This is a genomic window from Polyangiaceae bacterium (assembly GCA_016715885.1).
Classification (GTDB): Bacteria; Myxococcota_A; Polyangia; order Polyangiales; family Polyangiaceae; genus Polyangium.
Window position 1 is genome coordinate 61,662 of sequence record JADJXL010000024.1, and the last position, 21,644, is coordinate 83,305.

Genomic DNA, 21,644 nt, shown 5'->3' on the forward strand with positions numbered 1-21,644 from the left:
CTACTGGGGCCTGATCGACGGAAGCGCTCATGGGACGATGACCCTACCAGAAAGTCGGAGCTCCGAGCGAGATAGAAAGTCGAGTTTACTTATCGAAGAGCGAAAGCTGCTTCTCTGGCCGGCGAAACGTGGTGGGACCGCCTGTCGTAATACGTTCCTTGTTCAGTCCGAGCCGTGCGCAATGCGCTTCGAAGAGCCGCTCGATCATCGCCCACCGCGGACCTTGTCCGGAAAAACGTGCACCGAATGCGCTTTCGTTCATTTTGCCGCCGCGCATTTCGATGATCGCGTTTTTCACCTTGTTCACGCGCAGCGGGTATGCGTCCTCGAGCCGCTCTTCGAACACGGGCAAGACCTCCGCCGCAAGCCGCAAAGGCTGCGTGAATGCGACCGTTGCCCCCGCTTCGCGCGCTCGTTCGAGCAATTCCGGCACGTCGGGGTCGTTGAGTCCCGGAATGACGGGTGCAATGGCAATTCCCACGGGAATCCCTGCATCGGCCAGGATGCGCATGGCAGAAAACCGCAACGTCGTCGTGGCCGCCCAAGGTTCGATTTTGCGCGCGTCTTCGTCTCGGGCAAACGGAATGCTGAGAAAAACCATCGCTCGAGCTCGCCGTGAAAGCTCGGCAAGAAGGGAAGCATCGCGCGCGACCAGACGACTCTTCGTGATGATGGAAATCGGGTTTTGGAATTCCAAACAGACTTCGAGACACCGGCGCGTGATCTCGTAATTGGCTTCGAGAGCCTGATAACAATCGGTATTTCCTGAGAAAACGACATCGTCGCCTTTCCACGATGGGCGAACGAAGGCTTCGCGCAAAAGCTCCGGCGCATTCGTCTTGACGACGATCTTGCGATCGAAATCGGTGCCTGCTCCAAACCCCAAATATTGATGGCTTGGCCGAGCATAACAATATGCGCAAGCATGAATACAACCCCGGTACGGGTTGACACTGTAACGAAAAGGTAAATCGGGACTATCGTTTTCGGAAAGAATGCTGCGCGCTCGCTCCTCGAATACCTGAAGCGTGGCATTGGGCGGCTCCTCGAGCCACTCCACCTGCGTGGACGACCAAGGATTGGGAGGATTTTGGACCGGGCGCGGCATACCCCCTCGTCAATCTACCATCGCGCGGCGAACCACGGTCTCCAATGCATCGATGAACCGCGGCCGATCATTGACGGCTTTTGCGCGCAAGATCCCTGAAAGACCCGCTTTTTTGGCGATCAATGGAGCCTCGATGTCCAAATCGTACAGCGTTTCGATGTGCTCGGCCACGAAACCAATCGGAGCGACGAGCGCGCGCTGCGCCCCGCTACGCGCAAGATCCGCAAATGTTTCGCCAAGATCCGGCCCGAGCCAAGGCTCGCTGCTCGCCCCTTGGCTCTGAAATGCGACGTGCACGGAAAAACCACGAGGCACGAGCCGCGCGGCGACGGCCCCGGCCATTTCGCGGAATTGCGTCTCGTATGCATCTCCTGCCGCAATCACGCGTCGAGGCAAACTGTGCGCCGTGAGCACGATCGGAATGTTCGTCGCGTCCTCTCGCGGCACGCCGTCGAGCGCCTCGTCGATGGTTTGGACAAACGCGTCAATCAACGCCGGTTCCATGCCCCACGGAGGCACGGCTCGTACGGACAGTTCAGGATGATTCGCCGCAGCCTCGCGAATCGCCGCGTGATACACGTCGACGGATTGCGGCGCGAGAGGCAGCGAAATCACCGTGCGAATGCCTCGTTCGACGAGCTTCGGTAAAACCTCGTTCGGGTACGGATGCCAAAGCCGCCCGGCAACGGCCACCGGAATGCCAATGCGCGCTTCGAGCGCCACCGCCTGCGCTTCGGTGATCCTCATGAGTGGCGAGCCGCCAATCAATTCGAATCGATGCTTCACTTCCGCAATGAGCTCGGGAGGCGCCGGACGGCCCCGACGGATGTTGCGAATGAAGGCAGCCGTGTCGTCCACGTTGGAGACAGTGCCATGACATGACACGAGGACAGCGATGGACATGCTTTGCCCAGCATAGCGTGACATAAGGTAAGCGCCAGGCGATTTCAGGAAATTGTGGGCTTGGACGAACCAAGAAGCTTTTCAGCTTGCCCGCGCGCTTGCCACGTATTCGCGCAAAAATTCCACAAGCGGCCCATTGACCACTTCGGGATGCGTCACGTTCGCCGCATGCGCGGCCCCCGGAACTTCGACAAAACGCTTGGCATTGCCGAGTTTTTCGTACAGCATTCGCGCCCGGTCGATGTGAATGGACAGATCGGCCGTTCCATGAAACACGATGGCCGGCGCGCTGATTGTTCCAACGCGCTCCGTGATGTCGTCACGCTCGAGCAAGCACAACGTCGGGTCTACCATCGCTTCCTGCGGCAACGTCGCCCATTTCGATATCCACGGCTCCCAATGCTCGCGCCCACCGAGAATGAGCGTCGCAATGGCTTCGCGAAGTGGCACGACGAGACCAAATTGGCGCCACGAATCGAGCATCTGGCGGTATCCCGCGAGCTTTTCGGCATCGTCGACGCCGGCTTGCGTCGATATCAGTACCAGTGCTCTGACCCGGTCCGGATAGCGAAGCGCCACGCGAAGCGATACGAAACCACCTTGGGACATGCCGCCAAAGACGGCTCGCTCGATCCCGAGATGATCGCAAAGCCGCACGGCGTCGTCGGCGCAATCCCAATACGTAAACGGTTTGCCATCGGTTTGAGTTTGCCCGAAACCGCGCTGGTCGTGACGGATGACACGGTATTTTGGAACAAGTACGCGAACTTGCGCATCGAACATCGTGTGATCCATGAGAAACCCGTGGCCGAATACGATGGCCGGACCATCGCCACCAGAGTCCTCGTAAAAAATTTTTTGCCCATTCAATTCAACGTGAGGCATGGTGCAACCTGCAAAGCAGATTTTTGGTAGGGTGTCAAGCGTGTTTGTCTAAACGAACCAGCTCGCCCAAGGCCCGCCGGGCAACTTCGGCATCCACGAGCCGACGAGCGCCCGATGCGAATACTTGCTCGGTCTCGGGACCTCGACCGGCAATCACCACCACGTCGTCGACATCGGCACCACCCAATGCATCAAAAATGGCTTTTTCACGATCGAGCACGACGGACACCGCGGGATGATCGCCAACTCCACGCCGAATCGCCGCCGCAATGAGCGCGGGATCTTCGCGGCGCGGATTGTCGCTCGTAAGCACGATTCTGTCGGCAATGCGCGCTGCTCGTCCCATCGCTTCACGCTTGCCTCGATCTCGCTCACCTCCCGCACCAAACACCACGATCAATCGCCCCGCACAAAGCGAACGCGCCGTGGCAAGCGTTCGTTCCAGCGCGTCGGGCGAGTGGCCGTAATCGACGACGGCCCGCGGCCCCGCCCCAATGACCTCGAATCGCCCCGGTATCGCCGGCGTCTTCTCGATCGCGTCGACGGCATCGTTCGCCGAAATGCCGGCTTCCATGGCCGCCGCCAATGCAGCAAGCGCATTCTCTGCGTACACTTCGCCAATTGCACGCAAATGCATTTCCCGGTCAAACCCCGCCAGACGCGACGACGGCCAAAGCTTTACACGCGTACCATCCCACCCGACGATCACGCGCTCGGCAGCGATGTCCACATCCATGACCGGCGGCCCGGACGAACGCGACGACAAACCATAACGCAACGTGCGCACCGACTTTGGAATCACCTCCGCGAGCAGCGCCGACGCAGGATCGTACGCATTGAGCACGGCTGCACCTCCGGGCGGCAAATGCACGAAGAGCTGCGCTTTGCTCGCCAAGTAATGCTCGGCAGATCCGTGACTATCGAGATGATCACGCGTGAGGTTCGTGAAGACCCCGATGGAAATCGGCCACGCTTTGGCGAACCCCACCGCGAGCGCCTCGCTCGTGCATTCCAAAACCGCCATTTTCGCCCCGACATCGAGCGCCCGCTTCATTGCTTCGACAAACCCGTCGTAATCGTCTGCCACATCGATTTTTTCTTGGCCCAAGAACGAACCGACCGTCGTTATTCTCAGCACCGGCCCATGCAAACATCCAAGTGCCGATGCGAGATAACTCGTCGTCGTGGTCTTGCCATTGGTTCCCGTCACACCAGCAGTAAACAAGCGGTGTGACCACGGCGGAGGCGGCGGAAGCATCGAAGACGCACTGTAGCGCAGCGACTGCAACGTGCCGTAAGTATTCGTCAAAAGAATGAACCGCTTCCGTTCCCCTCGCCGCTCGTGGTAGTGTACTCGTCGCGCCCCACTCGCGCGGCGCAAACCGGAGACATCATGAAAACACGCTTCCTTGCCCTCACGCTTTTCGCACCTTTCGCTGCAGCACTGGCCTGGCCAAGCGACGCTCGTGCATGCGGCGGATGCGTCGTCGCTCCCGAAGACAATACCATCGTCAACTCGCACCGAATGGCGCTCTCGATATCGCCCAAACAAACCGTCTTGTGGGACCAAATTCGATACAATGGCGACCCGGAGAGCTGGGGCTGGCTCTTGCCCGTCAAACCCGGCGCCGTCGTCGAGCTCTCCACGGATGCCTGGTTCGAAACGCTCGACGCAGCCACCACCACCAGCGTCTTCGCGCCGCCCATTAGCTGCAACAATGGCTCGGGCATCGGTTGCGGCTTCGCTCAGGCCGATTTCGCCGGCGCCCCTACGAGCGACGCACTTGGCGGCGGCGTGACCGGTCGTTCATCGCGGAACCGTTGGGCCCTTCGAAACCGTCACGCTCAGCACGCAAACTCCCGGAGTCCTCGACGATTGGCTCACGAACGCCGGCTTCAACGTCCCTGCGGATTCGGCCCCCGTCATCGATGCCTACGTCGCCGAAGGTTACGACTTCATTGCGCTGAAGCTCTTGCCCGAAAAAGGCGTCGACGAAATGAAACCCGTGCGCGTCGTCCAGCCCGGAGCGGTCCCCACCTTGCCCCTTCGAATGGTCGCCGTCGGCACGGGCGCAAATGTCGCAATCACGCTCTACATCATCGGCGAAGGACGCTGGGAAGCCAATAACTTCCCCAACAAACAAATACCCGTCGACCTGCTCTCGTGGGATTTCGCCACGAATACATCGAACTACAGCATTCTGCGGGACAAAGTGATGGATCAAGAGGGCGGATCCGTTTGGCTTACGACGTTCGCCAAAGAACGGGCGCTGATGTCGCCCATTACGGGCAGCAATGGGACGCGATTCTTCAACGTCGGCAACGACTTCAATTTCGTCGACAACATCGGTGAAGCCTACGTGCAACAGGGCCTAAAGAATGGCGAAACGATCGACACGGCCTGTTCGGGCACCTTCAAACAATTTGCGCAGAGCAGCCAAATCGTTTCGGATCCCTGTCCGGCTGGGGTCCCCTCGTATGATCCATCGTGTAGCGAAGTGGCCGCCGGTGAAATCGACGCACGCATCTTCGAATGCGGCGCAACCGATGCCATCATGGAAGCGACGCTCGACGACATCGCAACGGCGCTCACGGGCCTTCACCCCAAAGACGTGTGGGTCACCAGGCTGGAAGCCGATTTGCCGCGCGCAGCACTCGCCAATGACCTGATTATCGCGGCTGCTGCAAGTCAGGTCGAAGTCGACGCCGATCTGCAAGCTCGTTCCGCGACGAACATCGAATCGCTGTGCGGCTCGGGCGTGGTTTCGCCGATGCCCACGATGCCCTCGGATGGCGACAAGAGCCGCATGCTCGTGCTCGTCTCCACGCTCGCCGCGGGCTTATTGGCGTTTGCACGCAAGCGTTTGCGCAACGTCGAATTGCCGACCGTTGCTTAGTTTTTCGCGTCAAACGACGCGCGTTTCGTGCGAATACAGCGTAAAACGCCCCTCGCGTACGAACGCCGCCAGCGTCAAACCCGCTGCATGAGCCGTTTCGATGGCGAGCGAGCTTGCCGCCGAAACGCTTGCCACGCACGAAAAACCCGCCATCGCCGCTTTTTGCACGATTTCAAAACTCGCTCGACCGCTCACCGCAAGTACAAGCGCGGGATCGTCCGTGGTGCCGTCGCGCGGCAATCCTTTGGCAAGAAAAAGTTTGCCCACGACTTTGTCCACCGCATTGTGTCGCCCGACATCTTCGGCATGAGCCAACACGCGACCCGATGCGGTAACGGCACACGCAGCATGCAGCCCGCCCGTCCTCGCAAAATTGGCCTGCCCGGTAGCCAAAAGCGAAGGAACACGCGTCAACAGATTCGCATCGATTCGCGTGCGTGAATCCAAAATCGGCACGCGCTGCAATAAGTCGTCGATGCTGTCGCGCCCGCATACCCCGCACGAGCTTTGCGTGATGCCCACACGTTTCGTCCGTGAAAGGACATCGACATCCAAGCTCACGCCAGGCCCCGGAACCACTTCGATCACATTGCCATATCGAGGTTCTCCCAAGCGCCCGCAATGATGCACGCTGGCCACGTCGTCGAGTCTCTGGAGAACGCCTTCGGCAAACAGAAAACCAAGCGCCAAAAAGCGGTCTTCCCCCGGCGTGCGCATCGTCATTGCGAGCGATTCCCCAGCCACTCGAATTTCCAGCGGCTCCTCGACGACGACATCCTCCCATTGACGCAGCACCGCTTCGTCCCGCACACCCACGGCTTCGGCACGGCGAATACCTTTGTTTATGGTCACGCCCGAGCCTCGATACGAACTTTGGTATTGTAATCGGGAACGAGGCCACCCGGGTCGACGATGCCCGAAGGCAAGAGCACGTTTGCTTCGGGCCAGAACATTTGCACGTTCCGCCGCGTGATCGCCGCCGGAAATGCGCGTCCTTCGAACGTTCCATGATGACTTTTGACCACCAAGGGTTGGTCCGGACGAAGTCCCAATGCCTCCATGTCTTCCGGATGCAAAAGAACATGGTCACGCGATGCACCCGTGAGCGGATCCATTTCAGCCTGAACGATGCTGTTGAATTGTTTTCCTCTGCGCGTGGCGAGCCAAAATTCACCTGGTTTCAAGCTTCGCTCCGGAACGTCTCGCAATTCGAAACGCGCGCGCCCACCCGGCAAAGGAAAATGGCCTCCTTCACAAAGCCGCGGACCGCCCCATTGGAATTGGTCACCTTGTTTTTCGAGTTTTTCGATTCCTTGATAAGCGGGCACGTCACACGCAATTTCGCGACGTAATTGCGCCGCAACTTCGACATGCAATATCTTGTCGTGCTCGGACTTGGCCGCTCGCATGATTTCGAGCGGGATCCACCATTCTTCTCGAGCTTCGGGAATTTCGTGCCCAGGCACGTGCGGACTGAATACGACGCGCCTTTCAGTCGTGGTTTCCGTCACGCCCCCTCGATGTTCGTATCGCGTCCGCGCTGGCAAAATGTAAACGACTTCAGCGGGATCCACGAGCATTGGATGCGTGAGCACGATGTCCTGATGCACGCGCACGGGCACGCGCGCGAGCGATTCTTCCACGCGCGCCGGATCCGGCAACGTATCGCGCAAATTGCCCCCCATGATGTAGAAAATATCGAGCTTCCCCGCGTAGGCTGCTTCGAGCATTTCCGTGGTGCTCATACCTATCCGCACCGGAGGGCGCACGCCCCAATTCCGTTCGAATCGGTCGGCATTTTCATCGTTGATGGCCACGCCTCCAGGATACGCATTGGCGTACGCGCCCATTTCCGCGCCGCCTTGTACCCCAGAATGGCCGCGGATCGGCATGACACCGCATTTGTCCCGCCCCACGAATCCACGTGACAAAGCAAGACACATGAGCGCAGCAACCGTGTCGCTTCCATGCACGTGCTGCGTGAGGCCCATGCTCCAAACGAACACACCCGTCTTCGCATTCGCAACGATATCGGCAAATCGCTCCACATCCTCGGCCTTTGCGCCCGACGCGCGCACGAGCGCTTCGAAGTCCTGCGCGAGCAGTTTGTCCTGGTATTCATCGAATCCCTCGGTGTGGGCATCGATGAAAGCTCGATCGATGGCGCCCTTTTCGATGAGCCGGCGCTGGACGGCATGGAAAAACGCCATGTCGCCGCCTGTATCGACCGAGAAAAACCCATCGCAGATCTGACTGCCCCACAATGCAGATTCGGGCGTCGACGGAATCCAATAGCGATCGAGCCCCGGTTCTACGAACGTATTGATTGAATAGACTCGCGTGCCTCGCTTTTTGGCTTCATGAAGATATTTCATGGCCACGGGTTGATCATTGGCTGGGTTCGAGCCGAAAAACACGACGATGTCGGCCCCATACCAATCTTTGTACGAACACGTCGATGCAGCGACACCCATCGTTCGCTTCATTGCGGCCGTGGAAGGACTGTGGCAAAGTCGCGCAGCATTGTCGATATGCGGCGAACCATACACGCGCATCGCTTTCTGCGCCGCGTAATACACTTCATTCGTGATACCGCGAGACGTCATGAACATGGCGACTCGATCCGGATCCGCCTGACCGAATCGACCACCCAATTCGCGCAGCACGTCGTCCCACTCGATACGGGCAAATCCACGCTCGCCTTTTTTGCGCCGAAGCGGAAAAGGAATTCGCCCAAGGTCGCGCAGCGCCTGACCATTCTGCCTTCGCAGTGCATCGACGTCTGCAAAAACTTCGGCACGCGCGGGGCCCATCGTGTTCAGCCGCAGGAGATTCAAGCGAACGAGACACAAGTGCGTGCCGTCGATCGTCCAATCACGCATGCCCGTCGTTCCGAGCGCACAGCCGTCGCAAACGCCCTGACTGAGCACGCGATACGCATGCCCCAAGTTATCGCGATTTTCCCAGGCGATCCGGAGCATTTCCAAAAAATGCCTCGGCTTCTGGAAACCCAGACCGAACGGCGACAAACTCACGCGTTGGACGCCTTTTTTTCGGAGCGGCACGAGCGCGTTGGACATGATAGCGCAGGAAGTTACCCAAAATTGCGGCGGTTGTCATGAGGTTTGTCGCAGGACGCGCACACGCCCAGGACGCGCTCGTTATCGCGCAGTGCGTCATTTGCAAGCGCTCAGTGACGTCCGACGTTCTCGTACACCGCAAATCGTCCGCTTTTGGCCAAGAGGCGCACGTTGTGCCGAGCTCCTGGAAAGCTGCTCGAAGGCTCTGTTTTTTCGGGCCAGAGAACCAAAAATAGATCGAACGACGACCCTACGTCGGCATATTTGAATGCAGTCGATGCGACATGCGGAAATAAGCTTGGAAGTGGTGCGCCGCGCCATTTGACAGGCGTGCTCTCGTTGACGAGACCGTCGCTCGTCGCGCCACCTTTTTGCACTTGGTAATACGTGAGAAAATGCCAAAATGGACTCGCCTCGAAAGCGGGGTGCTCCTTTTGGTAAACCAAACACATCACTCGTTTGTCGGCAGGCATTGCCGCAATGACCGTATCGAGGTGCCGCGCTTGGCGATCGAAATCCGCCATGGCTTTTCCAAGTTTTGCGTGACCTGCGAGCATGACGGTCAGTGCGGGAATCAAAAGTGCAATGCGGATACCTCGAAGGTCGATGCTCGGCAATCCCAAGAGCAGCAAAAGCCCTGGAATGACGACGCGCCCGCCCGTTCCCCAATGATCGATGGGCTGTGAAATGTGGGAGGGAAGGAGAAAAAAAGCCGTCAAAAGGCCAATGCCCGCCGCTGCCATGGAAAAACTTCGGCGTACGCGAATGGGACGCCGCGCGACGAATGCTGCGCATAAAAGAATCGTCGCCACCACGGCCACGAGCACGTATTCGTCCGTATCGCCACGAAGCACGTTGATCGACCAATTCACGAGCTCCACCATGTTCGCCGTCACCGAGGAAAAGTGAGCCGCGAATGGTTTGCCGCTCGAAGAGCGCCGGGCCCATAGCAAGAAAATGGCGAGCGATGGAAGGACGAACAGCGAACGACGCAAAATCCGTAGCGGGCGCCATTCATGCGAAAAGAACACGATGGGCGCGGCGATGGCAAAACAAAGTGCCGCCAAACCATGCGTAAAATAAAGCAAAACGACGAATGCCGCCAAGGTCGCTTCGCGGCGTAAACTGGGAGCATCGAGATACCGCTTGAGAAGGCCGATGCCAAAGATGACGAGCGGTATCGATACCAGACTCGAAAAGAAGCCCAGCACGAATTGCCGATTGAAGATGAATGCAAATGCAAGGAGCGAGAGCCGTGGATCACGCCCGAAACCTCGAAGCGTATATGCCACGGAAAGCGGCAAGCTCGCGGCATACCCGAAGAGGACGATCTTGCCTGCATCGTGCAGCGAAACGACGTGAGAAAGCAGTCGCAAGAGCCCGTACGTGACGATGTACGGCGAATGCGTTTCTCGTGCGGCGTACGTTTGCCCGAGAACCGAATCCGTCCCAATTTCGCTCCAAATCCGCACGATTGCGAGATGCGCGGGCATGTCCTGCATCGGCAGATATTTGAATGCAAAAATCGGATATAGATAAACAACCAAGAGGAGAACGAATACGATCGCAAAGAGCTTGTCCGCAAAGCCCAAGTCGTCACGCAAAAACGTGAGCGCCCACGCGTGAATCCGCGCCAAACTCGATTTTCTTCGCCCTCCATGCGCGAGAGTCGAAGCAGACGATGCACCATTCATTCGACTTGATACAAGCAATAATCGGCGGAACACCCCTCGGTAATGCACGTCATCATGTTTCGTCGATTCCTGGACGTCACCGACGACACCAAAGCTTGGCATTCACGCATTTGCAGACGTCCCCCGCAAGCGCGAACGATGGGCGCGCACGCCGCCTGCGTGGAAGGCTCGATGCACGCTTTCTGCAATGCCACGAGCCCACATTGATTCGCCAAATCGAAGTCGCAAACGGATTGCTTCCCCGACTTTGCCAAAATGCAATCGACGACTTGTTCGGCCACACGCGGGCGCAGCCCCCGCGCGAGCTTTCCGCACATGGCTTTCGTATCGGAAAAACTCTCGCAGTGCGGACCAGGTGCTCGGAGCGTTCCGCATCCCGTCGGCGGAGCGCCTCCCTCGTCACACGTTCCACCATCGTCGTCCGCTGCGGATGGCGGCCTATCGAGCGCGGCCAGCGCGTCGTCGTCTCCCGACCCCATGACCGTCTGGCTCGACTTCACCGGTGCCGACGCGCCTGAAGATGCCGGCGCCCCATCGCCTTCTGCAGGAAGCGCAATGATGGGCGCAGCCACGACGACTGGGCCGCTCGAAGACGACGCGGAGCTCGAACTGCATGCGCCGCCCGCAATGCTCGCCGTGAGAAGAAGAAACCGAGACCTGTCGATGTGCATGACACCCGCCGCCAATCGAGCACCGCACGGCGCCCGACGCAAGCAGATTGGAACCTCGAGCCGCCGTCAAGTAGCAGAAACATGTAGGTGCGAATCGTCAGAAGACCCGACGACCAAAGATACCCGCATTCCTTGGCCGCGGCACGAAAGGCACGATGAACGGGTGCTCACGATGCAGAGGCGGGTTCTTCGCGTTTGCCGCCGCGTGTTCGCGGAATACGACGACGTCTTCTTCGATGCTGCGGCCAAGACGCGGATCCTGGTCGAGACAATCCCGGAAAAGGTCGAGCCGGCAGGGCGCAACGAACGCGCGATCCACAATCGCCAAGTTGCATTCACCCTCGTATTCGAATCCCCGATCATTCACGTTGCAGCTACCCACCATCAGAAATTCGTCGTCGACGATGAGCAGCTTGCCGTGGTTGTCTATCCGAAGATCGCAACGTTTTTCCCGACAATCCACGCCGGCAGAATGGAGTGCGTAGAGCTCGAAATCCGGGAGCGCGTCGCGAATGATATCAAAACAAACTCGATTCCATTGTCCGGTGATGGGACGATTGGCATGTGCCTCGTTGGTAATCACCAGCACCGACAATCGCGGGTTTTTCTGGACGGCTTCCGCAATGGCGCGACTCACGATGACCGAACGGAAGTATTGATCTTCGACATAGATGAGCCGTTTTGCGGCGGCAATGGCGCGCAGCCACACGTCCAAAATGCCTCGTTCTTCGAATGGCGCGGGCATCGTGCGAACCACCTGCACCGCGGACGAACCGACGGGAGCGCATTGCGGCGGTTTCGGTACTTTCGTCGAATGCTCCGCATGCTCCACCCCTTTTTCGATGAGACGATTCCAGCGCTGCCGAAAGTTGTCCTCGAGATGTGCAACGCTGGGGCCTTCGATGCGCGCCATGAAATCGTGTCGCGGCGGGTGATCCGCGCTTGCCAATGAGTCGAATACTCGTTTGCGATAAGCCCGCGGGCGTGAAAACCGACAACGAGCAGGGTCGAATATTCGATGGAGGCGCGTGTCCCAGTCGTTTTGCTTCAAATTCATGCCTCCGCAATATCCGATGCGTCCATCGATGACGACGGTCTTTTGATGGTAGGAACCGATGGGCAATCCGCCGAGGAGCAAATTGGGCAATTCGAGTCTTTCATCGAACACGGGCACCGGCGTCGGGTTTTTCTCGGACAATACCTCGAAAAAGTCGTCACCCATCCCCGCCACTGCAAACGTTTCACGCGGCATTGGCAAAAGCGGAGGATCCCAAAGGAGGAGCTGCACGAGCACGCCGTCCGCTGCACGTTGCCCGAGCATGCGATGAATCGTGTACGGCACCCGTGCAGCCGGATCGGCCAGCGGGTCCGGACGCAAAAGCTCCATTCTCGGATCGTACACCCACGTTGCAATTCGAATGGATTGCTCGGCCTTTTCAATGGTACGCGCAACCGCCCCCCACCCCTCCTCACCATCGACGAGCAGCTCCACACGGTTACCAAGCGTCGGCGGAAATCCGATATGTGTGAACCAACGATAGTCGAGAATCACGTCAATCAATTGACGCTCGGCATCCGCCGATACGAGGTGGACTCCGCGCCTTCGTTCCACCTCGTGCCCCGATGCAGCATGTGCGTGCGAAGGGGCAGGTAAAAATTCTCGAACGACCTGGCACTTTCGTTCGGATGGTGAAATATGTAGAATTCCTCGATAGGTTTCGCAATCGAAGGCTTTTTTGTGATCTTCGACTTGGATTTCGTATTCGCCACGCTGCGTCAGGCGAAATCGGTGCGTTCCCGCCCCAATCTCGCGGCCATGAAGCGTCCCGGAAGGTCCGACGACCCGGACAAATGCCCCCTGGACAGCCGCTCCGTGCGGCGTCTGAACGCGCAGTTCGAAATCAATGGTCGTTCGCCCCACCTGGAACGTGTAAAGCCAACCGAGCAGGCTCGAAAGCCCTCGGCGTCGCAAAGCGGCTACATCTGCGAAATACGTTTCACACCATTTGCGGGTGGAAACTAGAATCGAAGGAATGGCTTCAAGCGCCGCCGACTTTGTATTATGAAGAGAAGAGGAGATTGCGAAAAATGAAGGCGAGCGATCACAGCGCGGGGGCGCAACAATTGGACGTCCCCGGCACGATCCCGCCTGGTTCCGGGGCGGTCGCCAAGTCGGGCACGTGGCTCGATGATCTCTTGCAGAGCGATCATCTGCACGTCGCGTTTCAGCCCATCATCAACCTCCATACGGCGGAAATCATCGGGCGCGAAGTCCTGGGACGCATCGGTCCCGGCGCCGTCGATGCGCGAGCGCATGGGGTAAACGGTCCCGCGGCGCTCATCGAGATTGCGCACGCCCAGGGAAAACTGCTTGCGCTGGATCATCGTTTTCGCGAGATCGGCATCCAAACGTTTGCCCGTGCAGGTGCAGATGGAACGTTTTTCCTGAACATCGATCCCCGTGTGATCGACGATCCGGCTTTCAGCGCAGGTTTTACCCGACACGTGCTCGAGGAACACGGCGTCGCGCCAACTCGCATCGTCCTCGAGCTGACCGAGAGCGGCGCGGTGCTCGACAGCGAACGGCTCGAGCGAATCGTTCGACACTACACCGACCAAGGTTTTCGAATTGCGCTCGACGACGTGGGCGCCGGGTATGCGTCGCTTTCTGCCCTTTTGCGCGTAAGACCGCACTATTTGAAGATTGACAAGAATCTCGTGCGGCATGTGGCCATCGATCCGATGCGCATGCACCTTCTGCGCGCAATCGCGGACTTTGGAGCTCGCGCAGGAATGCAGGTGATCGCGGAGGGGATCGAAGACGAACAAGATCTCGCGGCGCTCGTCGCGTGCAACATCGAGTTTGGCCAAGGCTACTTTTTTGCGCGACCAACGCCCGAGCTCGGGGGTTTGCCGCCGCACGTGCAAGAAACGGTAAAAGGCATCGCGCAGACGACGAGTCGGACGAGCTTCCCAACGCGAACGCTGGGTACCATCGCGCAATCCCACCCCGCGATGCACCAGAGCATGGTGACGGAAGAAGTTGCGAGTTTGCTTCGACGCAAGGTTTCGTACACGGCTCTGGCGGTCGTCGATTCTCACGGACGAGCCATCGGCCTTTTGTCGCGCGAGCGACTGTTTGCGGAAATGGCACACGCACATCGAGGCGGCCGGCGCGCGTCGGAATTGATGGATCCGCATCCACTGCGGCTCGACGCGAACACGAGCATCGAAGTGGCGGTGCGCCTTGCAGGATCGCGTGACGAATCACGCGCGTACGACCCGGTGATCGTCGAGCAGGCGGGGCATTATTTGGGCATGGTTTCGATTCCGGCTCTCATGCGCGCCCTCGCTGACGGGCATCTGGTTTGAAGCCAGGCCTGGATTTGGACGCTCGCTTCGCGCGCGTGGGACGCGCGCTGCGCGAGGCCTAGTTTACGATGGGGGGGCCGAGGCTCGCCTCCCGGTGTTTTTGCGCTTCGCACAAAAACAGGGCGAGGCTCGGCCCCCCCATACCCCCCGAATCAACCTTATTTCAAACTGAAGCCTCGGGGCCATAACACGCTCCGACAAACCCGCATCGAAGCTTGCGACAGCGATCGAGCGGCACCGGATCGAATCGATCAGCCCAGCGCGATTCGGCAAATCGTTCGCCCAAATCCGCAAGATGCTGGCAAAAAGCGTCGTGCTCCGCGTCGGAAATCGTGCCGTCAGCGCCCTGCGCCTCCAAAAAGACGGGCTCCGCCGACGATCCTGCCAAAAACAGCACACCCGCGCGAATACGCCGTTCAGGCTCCCGACGTACCATGCTCAACGCATACGCATGAAGCTGAAATGCGTAGCCACTCAGATCCGACCGCGGCCGCGACAGCTTGTAGTCGATGACGTCAACCGTTCCATCTGGACGGAACACGACGAAATCAACGGCACCACGCAGGCCAAGCACGCGTGGTGAACCATCGGGCGCCGGGGACAAACCGATCGTCAAAACGAACGGCTCCTCACGCAGCAAGCGCAAGCCTTGTGCACGAATCGTCCGCGCGTACGGACCATCCAAAAATCGCGCGATTCCTTCGGCAATACGTGACGCTTCGGGTACGTCCGGGCGCAATCCTGCCAGCGCAAGCCGCCGCGCCACGTCCGCCGTATCCGTCGGTTTGCCGAACGCTTCTCGCGGCCATCGCTCGAGCACTCCGTGGGCCGCGAGACCTCGAATGCGCGGGTCGAGATCGACAGGTTCGAGCACCGGTACGTCCGTGGACAAACCATCCGCTGGAGGCGCGCCGGGCAAGTCCACCCACCCTGTGCTCAAGGGTTCGTCGAAGCCGAGCAGTTGGCGCAGACGGAAACGCCGCGGGCACCCTTGAAAAAGCGACAAGGGCGTCGTGGCGATGGCAATCGTGCGCGTGGGAGGTTCTTCGGGCCAATGAGGCGCCGGGCCCGTCAGCGTCGCGATACCGCGCCGAGGGTCACGCGGCTGCGCGTCCGGATCGGCGAGCAAGTCCGATGCGCGGAGATTCGTGGTGATGGCCCCCTTGATCTGCGAGTCGGACAAACCCAGCTCGAGCGATTCGAACGCCGAACCTCCCTTCGAGCGACGGCTGCCCTCCGCGGGCTTTGGCACGCCGACGAGCGCGAGCATTCGTTTGGGGCGCGTCAATGCGACGTAGGTAAGGCGCTGTCGTTCGGACAATTCCCGTGCACGGTTCGTCGCGTCGGCGAGCCGCAAAGCGGCAGTACGAAGCGTCTCCCGCGCCGGAATCTCGCCCGCTTCGAGCGTCTCGAGCGCCGACTCCGACAGCGGATCCGGTCGCGTCGACGAGTGTCTAAGCACGAGCGTCGGTTTGTCCCCGCCAATCGACGCAATTTGTACGCCCATGGGCCGCGGCGAAATCCCAGCATCCAGGTCGACGACGATAACCACGGGAAAGTCGAGGCCCTTGCTTGCGTGAATGGTCAGCAGACGAACCGCGTCCTCTTCTTCGGCAAACGTCGCGTCTTCTCGATCGTCCGTATCTTCGCGCATTCGCCGGTCGAGCCATCGGACAAACCCCGGCAACGTGCCGCCGCGACGACGCGCCACACCGAGCAACCGATCGACGTTGCCAATGCGCATTTCAGGGCGAGGCATCGCGGCGAACACGCGATCGAGGTCGAACGCCGAAACGGCCGCTCGAATGGCTTCCCCGGATGCAGTCGCATGGCCGCGCGTCGCAATTCGACAAACCGCCGCACGAAGTCTTCGAGCCGCGTTCTGTCCGCAGGCCCGAGGTGCGGCCAACCAGGATGCGACGGCAACAGGCGCGGTGCGTCCGAACGCTCGAGCGGCAGCGACAAACCAAGCCCCGGAACGGCGAGCCACGCGAGCCCCGTATCGGACAAACCTACCGCGGGCCCACGCAGCACGGTCGCGAGCGCAAGCCTGTCGCGCCTGTCGACGAGCAGCCGCAAAACAGCCGCAACGTCGCGCACTTCCGCGGTGTCGTACAACGCGCGGCCCGCGACGACGTGCGGTATGTCGAGCCGCGCGAGCGCAAGCTCGAGAAGCGGCAACGTGCGACGCCGGCGCGCAAGAATCGCGATGTCACGAAACGCGCACGCCCCCGAACGGACTTGCTTGGACGTGAAAGCGGCCGCGACAAACGCCTCGCGCATCGATCGCGTCGCACCTCGCACCACGGGTTCCGCATCCGGAGGGCATCCCCCGTCGTCCTCGATGAGGACCACGTCCCCTTGATCCGCCGCCGAAGCGATGGGAACCAAGTGATCCGCCGGTCCATACACGACCTCGAAATCGCGCGGATGCTCGCCACTTTCAGCTCGAAAATCATGTGCGGAGAACGCATTGACGAACGAGAGGATGTTCCCGCCGCTACGCCGGCTTTCGCGCAATGCCACGAGGTCCGCTCGAGCGATCGGCGCGCAAATCTCGGGCGCAAGCGCGAGCGCTCGTTGCGCCAAAGGTCCACAAAGCTCGCCCGTGATGCGCGAGAAAACGGCCACGTCCGCGCCGCGAAATCCATAAATGGATTGTTTTCGATCGCCGACGAGAAATAGACCGCTCGCCTTCAATTCATCGGCAACCGGCGCCCGCCCCGATACGCGTCCACTGTCCTGGCGTTCGCGCAAAAGATACACGATGTCCCGCTGCGCACGGCTCGTATCCTGAAATTCGTCCACGAGCAGTGCATCGATGGAATCACGCACCGAAGCCGCCACCTCTGGTCGATCGCGCAATCCATCCCGCGCAATGCGCAGCATGTCACCGAATCCGAGCACGCCTTCGCGCCGCCTCATTGCAGCCAGGCGCGCCCGCGCATCTTCGAGCAGCCCCACAATGGCCCGCTCACGCACCGACAATTGCAGCCCTTCGCGCAAAAGCGCAATCACGCCCGACGCGCGATCGGCATTCGAAGTGCCCGCGAACTGCTCGCGAAATGCACCAAATGCCTTGTCCGCATCGCTGGTTTTTCCTCGCAGCGATACCTCGAAAAACGCGCGAAGCTGCCCTTCTGTCCCCGACGGCAAAAGAACGGACGGATCCGCGGCAGAAAGCGCCGTAGCAAGCGCATCCGCCGCGTCCTTGGTGCGCACACCACCATCGCGGCAAAGCTTTACCATTTCGTCGATCGAACGACGCAAATCCCGCGCGCCTTCCGCGTGCTCCGCAAGCAGCAATTCGGACGGCAACAGCCCTTCCTCGTCGAGCCTGTCGCACAGGCGCGCCACTTGCCTGCGCGCGCCCCAAACGCCTCCCGCTGCCGCTACGAGCGCCCTTGCCGCATCCGCGCGCTGTCCACCCGCTTCGAGCGCCGCGCCGAGCGCCTCGTCGACGGCCAAGTCCGCAAACGCCTGCGCTTCGTCTTCGTCCACCACGCGAGCTTCCGGATCGACGCCGAGCACCAAGGCGTGCGTCCGGACAACCTGCTGCGCCAAACCGTGCAGCGTGTCGATACGCGCTCCCGCCGCACGGCTGAGCGCATCCGCAGCTCGCCGCCGAATTTCCGGCAAAGCTGGCGGATCCCGCAAAACGGCGCGCCGCGCAGCAATGACCTCGGCAAGCTCGGGAGGTTTGTCCTGCTCATCCCACGACGCGATACCCGTGAGCGCCGCCTGCACGCGGGCCGCAATTTCTTGCGCCGCTGCGCGGGAAAACGTCGTCGCGACAATCCGCTCGGGCGAGATTGGCTCCAGCGGTTCGTCCCCGGATTGCCCCATCGACGTCAAACCGAGCGAAAGCAGCACGTACAGCGCCGTCAGCCGGTACGTCTTGCCCGTACCCGCACTCGCCGCAACGACGATGTTGCGACGAAATGCGTACAAAAGCGCATCTTCGGGCGGCAAAACAAAACTCATCCGCCCGCCTCCTCGTCGCCGTCTTCCGGTACGACCGCGGGCCTTCGACAAACATCGCGCGCATCACACCGCTCGCACATCGAGCTCGCAACGGGACGCGGTTCGATGTGACCCGCCCACAGTTGCAAAATCACGCGCCTCGCCGTTCTTGCAGCATCTTCGCGTTTGTCCGCAACCGCACGCCGATCACCCTCACGCGCAGGCGAAGCCTTGATCGCACCTCGTTTGTCCGCACCCAAATACAACGCCTGGATTTCTTCCGCCCCCGTAGCACGCGCCGCAACGGCCGCATACAGAGGTAGTTGGAGGTGCAACGTTCCTTGCTCGGTTTGTCGGGGCACTTGTCCTGTCTTGTAGTCCACGACGCGTACCGCCTGCTTACCATCAGCCTTGTCGATGCGATCGATCTTGCCTTCAACGAACACGGGTCCTTCGGATCCAGGCACTTCCGCCGTGCGCTCGTCGTCCCCATCCGCTGGGCGATCGAGCCGCAACGCGTCCCACACGCCACCCACCGAAGGCCCAAAGGGTTGTTCCGCGAATGCAAAGGAAAACCCTACTTCGCGAAGTCCATGCGCGACGAACCCCATCGCAACGTCGACTGCACCCATGAGCAGCTCGCGCCGCAGCGGCGTTGCTTCTGCATCGGCCCCCACCGCGCGAATCGCCGCATCTCGCGCAGCTTGCAGCGCCCTGCGCACGTTCGTTCGACCGCCCGCCTCCCATGCCGCCTGAAATGCCGCCGCAGCCGCTGCATGCACATGCGTTCCACGCTCGCGAGGGTCCGCCGCTTCGAGAGCATCTTCGACTTTGCGCGTACGCCACACGCGACGGGCAAACCCGGCAAACGCGCAACTCGCCGCCTTTTCGATGTGCGTCACACCAATCGGCTTCGCGGGCAAACCTCCACCCACGCACGCTCGAACGTGCTCGGCCACCGCCGCGTCCACCGTTTCGATGCGCCCCGTGAACGGCCCCGCCGATGCACGCGGATCCAAGAAAAACGCAAGCCGTGACCGCTCGATCGCGACGCGATCAGCGATCAGCGGCGCAGGCAACGTCCCGGCCGACAGCGCAACCAGCTCGGAACCTCGCGCATCGATGCGTGAAGCTGCACGCGAAACACGCGACTGAGGCTCCACGCGTTCGGGCACACCCGCACGACGCGCACGCGCGATGATCGGATGCTCGACGCCGTTTTCCTCAGCGGCCGAAACCGAAAGCACCACTTGCCTCGCAGCGCCCATGGCCCACGCCAGTTCGGAACGACGAACCCTGTCGCGTTCACGCGCCGATGGAGGCCGCGCGATGGGCGGAAGCGATGAGCGCAGCCTTTCACTGATGAGCGTCGCGTCCGATTCAGGGCCGTACGCGCCCGCGGACAAACCCGTCACGATGAGCATCTCGTGCCGAATTCCGCAAAGCTCCCCCGGCCGTGCAACGCGCACGGCACTTGCGCGACTTCCGCCACCATCGGCGCGTCCTTGCAGCGCCCCCGCACGCCGCACCTCGGCGTAAAACTCCGCGACCGTCGCGGGCGCACTGTCGTATCCAAGGATCGCGGCAGCATCGACGACGGCGCGCGCAGCATCTCGAATCGCACGCACCGCGGCTTGTCCTTCGCCAATTGCTTTGAGTGCAAGCGATCGTCCACGCAAAGCTTCGACGCGAAGTGCCATCCCAAGCTCCAGAATGGATGGCATCCCAAGATCGAGTTTGTCGCAAAGCGCGCCGAAAGCGCTGCCGATCTCACCGCGGTTTTTCCCATTCGCAACGAGCGCAACGTCCGCGAGAAGCCGTTCGAGCGCCGCGGGCATCCATGCCTCGTCCGCATGTCCTCCCGTCGTGATCGTCGTGCGCAACCCTTCGACGAGCAGACTTCCCGTTCGATCGATCTCCACGGGAACATCACGCAGCCGATGCGCCAACAGTGCCGCTTTCGCCTCGGCGTCACGTTCGTGTCGTTCTTCGACCCAGAGCCCCGCATGCAATCCCGGCGCACGCAACAGATCGATCACGCGCTCGCGCGCAATCGGTCCCGCAGCAAGCGCGAGCAAACTCAGCGCCGCTCGACCTTCGGGAGATGCATCGGGCGATGGTCCTCGCGGTTCGTGAAAAGGAATTCGCGCATCACCAAGCGCTGCGCGCAAAGGATCCAGCGTCGCGTCATCCAAGGAAGGAACGACGATCGCGATGGTCTCGGGAGGAAGCCCACTCCCAAGCGCCGCGAGGATTTCCGCTGCAACACCGCGCGCTTCGCCATCGGCACCACCTGCACGAAGCACCCGCCGAGCAGGAGTATCCGACAGCGTCGTCCAATCGATCGTCGGTCCATGCGTCGATTCGGACCAGCGTTTCTCGAGGATCGTGGCGACGTCACCGATCGCTTCTTCATCGCCTTCTGCGGGGGCAAACAGCGACGAACCCGCAAGAAGTGGCAGCTCGACGACCAAACCCCGACCGCCTGCTTCACGCGCTCGACCATGCAGAGCTTCGAGCCACGACAGATCATCGGCTTCGAAACCGAGCATCCCGGAGACGGTGATGTCGTGCGCGGACAAACCTTCGAGCAACGCATCACAAGGGCTACGCCTGAGCGCGCGTGACAGGACAAACCCACCGCCGCGCGAATCGACGAGGCTTCGAGTGGCCAGCAGTGCATCGGCTCGGCGCATGACTTCACCGAGCAGCGCGGCTTCCGATCCTTCGGCCCCAAACAAATGATCAGGTCGGCATCCCGCGCGGCGCAGCGTTCCGATGGCCGAGTCGACGACATTGGCAAAGGCCACGCGTTCGGCAGGCTCGTCGGGCAGCGTCACGCCTGCGATGGGTGCGGCTTCGAGCGCTGCGCGAACGACGAGCCTGGTCATCGCGCTCGTCGCCCAGCCCAGATCCGGCTCCATCATCGCGAGCGCGCCCTGGACGAAAGCCCGCAGAGTCCTCGCCCCGCGCCTGGATCCCCCGGGCAAGGCGAGCGCAATTTCGACGTGGCGATCGGTCGGAGCGAGAAACAGGGCGCGAGCGTTCTGGCAGTCACGGCCAGGCGCTGC

At 60.8% G+C, this 21,644-nt stretch carries 13 protein-coding genes and 1 pseudogene; 3 read left to right on the top strand and 11 right to left on the bottom strand.

Annotation, left to right across the window (positions count from 1 at the left end; all coding sequences use genetic code 11):
• Window positions 1-85: 85 nt before the first annotated feature.
• The 4 genes from IPM54_34805 to murE form a co-directional block, all read right to left on the bottom strand.
• Entirely contained in the window at window positions 86-1,108 is a 1,023-nt protein-coding gene (locus IPM54_34805) for a PA0069 family radical SAM protein (GenBank protein MBK9264940.1), read from the bottom strand.
• 9 nt (window positions 1,109-1,117) lie between these two features.
• Window positions 1,118-2,011, bottom strand: coding sequence for a ferrochelatase (gene hemH, locus IPM54_34810; GenBank protein MBK9264941.1), 894 nt, complete (start codon window positions 2,009-2,011; stop codon window positions 1,118-1,120).
• An 81-nt stretch (window positions 2,012-2,092) separates the two neighbouring features.
• Window positions 2,093-2,896 (bottom strand): alpha/beta hydrolase, encoded by an 804-nt coding sequence (locus IPM54_34815; GenBank protein ID MBK9264942.1) that lies wholly within the window; start codon window positions 2,894-2,896, stop codon window positions 2,093-2,095.
• Window positions 2,897-2,930: 34 nt separating this feature from the next.
• A complete protein-coding gene (gene murE, locus IPM54_34820; GenBank protein MBK9264943.1) occupies window positions 2,931-4,205 on the bottom strand; it encodes a UDP-N-acetylmuramyl-tripeptide synthetase in 1,275 nt (424 codons plus the stop codon).
• Window positions 4,206-4,289: 84 nt separating this feature from the next.
• Here murE and IPM54_34825 point away from each other — a divergent pair, with 84 nt between their 5' ends.
• Window positions 4,290-5,024: a DUF2330 domain-containing protein gene (locus IPM54_34825; protein ID MBK9264944.1), complete on the top strand. Its 735-nt coding sequence runs from the start codon at window positions 4,290-4,292 to the stop codon at window positions 5,022-5,024.
• A complete protein-coding gene (locus IPM54_34830) occupies window positions 4,936-5,793 on the top strand; it encodes a hypothetical protein (protein MBK9264945.1) in 858 nt (285 codons plus the stop codon). Before IPM54_34825 ends, IPM54_34830 begins: the two co-directional genes overlap by 89 nt.
• A 9-nt stretch (window positions 5,794-5,802) precedes the next feature.
• Here the strand turns inward: IPM54_34830 and fdhD are convergent, their stop codons facing one another.
• The 5 genes from fdhD to IPM54_34855 all read right to left on the bottom strand — a co-directional run bounded on the left by fdhD (window position 5,803) and on the right by IPM54_34855 (window position 13,159).
• Window positions 5,803-6,645: a formate dehydrogenase accessory sulfurtransferase FdhD gene (fdhD, locus tag IPM54_34835; protein ID MBK9264946.1), complete on the bottom strand. Its 843-nt coding sequence runs from the start codon at window positions 6,643-6,645 to the stop codon at window positions 5,803-5,805.
• The gene (locus tag IPM54_34840) at window positions 6,642-8,873 is read right to left on the bottom strand and encodes an FdhF/YdeP family oxidoreductase (protein MBK9264947.1); all 2,232 of its coding nucleotides are present in this window, start codon (window positions 8,871-8,873) and stop codon (window positions 6,642-6,644) included. Before IPM54_34840 ends, fdhD begins: the two co-directional genes overlap by 4 nt.
• A gap of 110 nt (window positions 8,874-8,983) precedes the next feature.
• Window positions 8,984-10,510 (bottom strand): hypothetical protein, encoded by a 1,527-nt coding sequence (locus IPM54_34845; GenBank protein ID MBK9264948.1) that lies wholly within the window; start codon window positions 10,508-10,510, stop codon window positions 8,984-8,986.
• Window positions 10,511-10,563: 53 nt separating this feature from the next.
• Window positions 10,564-11,238, bottom strand: coding sequence for a hypothetical protein (locus IPM54_34850; protein MBK9264949.1), 675 nt, complete (start codon window positions 11,236-11,238; stop codon window positions 10,564-10,566).
• A 97-nt stretch (window positions 11,239-11,335) separates the two neighbouring features.
• Window positions 11,336-13,159: a phosphatidylserine/phosphatidylglycerophosphate/cardiolipin synthase family protein gene (locus tag IPM54_34855; protein MBK9264950.1), complete on the bottom strand. Its 1,824-nt coding sequence runs from the start codon at window positions 13,157-13,159 to the stop codon at window positions 11,336-11,338.
• A gap of 167 nt (window positions 13,160-13,326) precedes the next feature.
• Between IPM54_34855 and IPM54_34860 the strand changes: the two genes are divergently transcribed.
• Window positions 13,327-14,610: an EAL domain-containing protein gene (locus IPM54_34860; protein ID MBK9264951.1), complete on the top strand. Its 1,284-nt coding sequence runs from the start codon at window positions 13,327-13,329 to the stop codon at window positions 14,608-14,610.
• Between the two features lie 163 nt (window positions 14,611-14,773).
• On the opposite strand, the pseudogene IPM54_34865 reads toward IPM54_34860, so the two are convergent.
• Together IPM54_34865 and IPM54_34870 are read right to left on the bottom strand one after the other, a co-directional pair.
• Window positions 14,774-18,594 (bottom strand): annotated as a pseudogene (locus IPM54_34865) (UvrD-helicase domain-containing protein).
• Complete coding sequence (locus IPM54_34870) at window positions 18,591-21,500, bottom strand: PD-(D/E)XK nuclease family protein (GenBank protein ID MBK9264952.1); 2,910 nt, start codon at window positions 21,498-21,500, stop codon at window positions 18,591-18,593. The pseudogene IPM54_34865 and the gene IPM54_34870 overlap by 4 nt, the downstream one beginning before the upstream one ends.
• Window positions 21,501-21,644 lie beyond the last annotated feature (144 nt).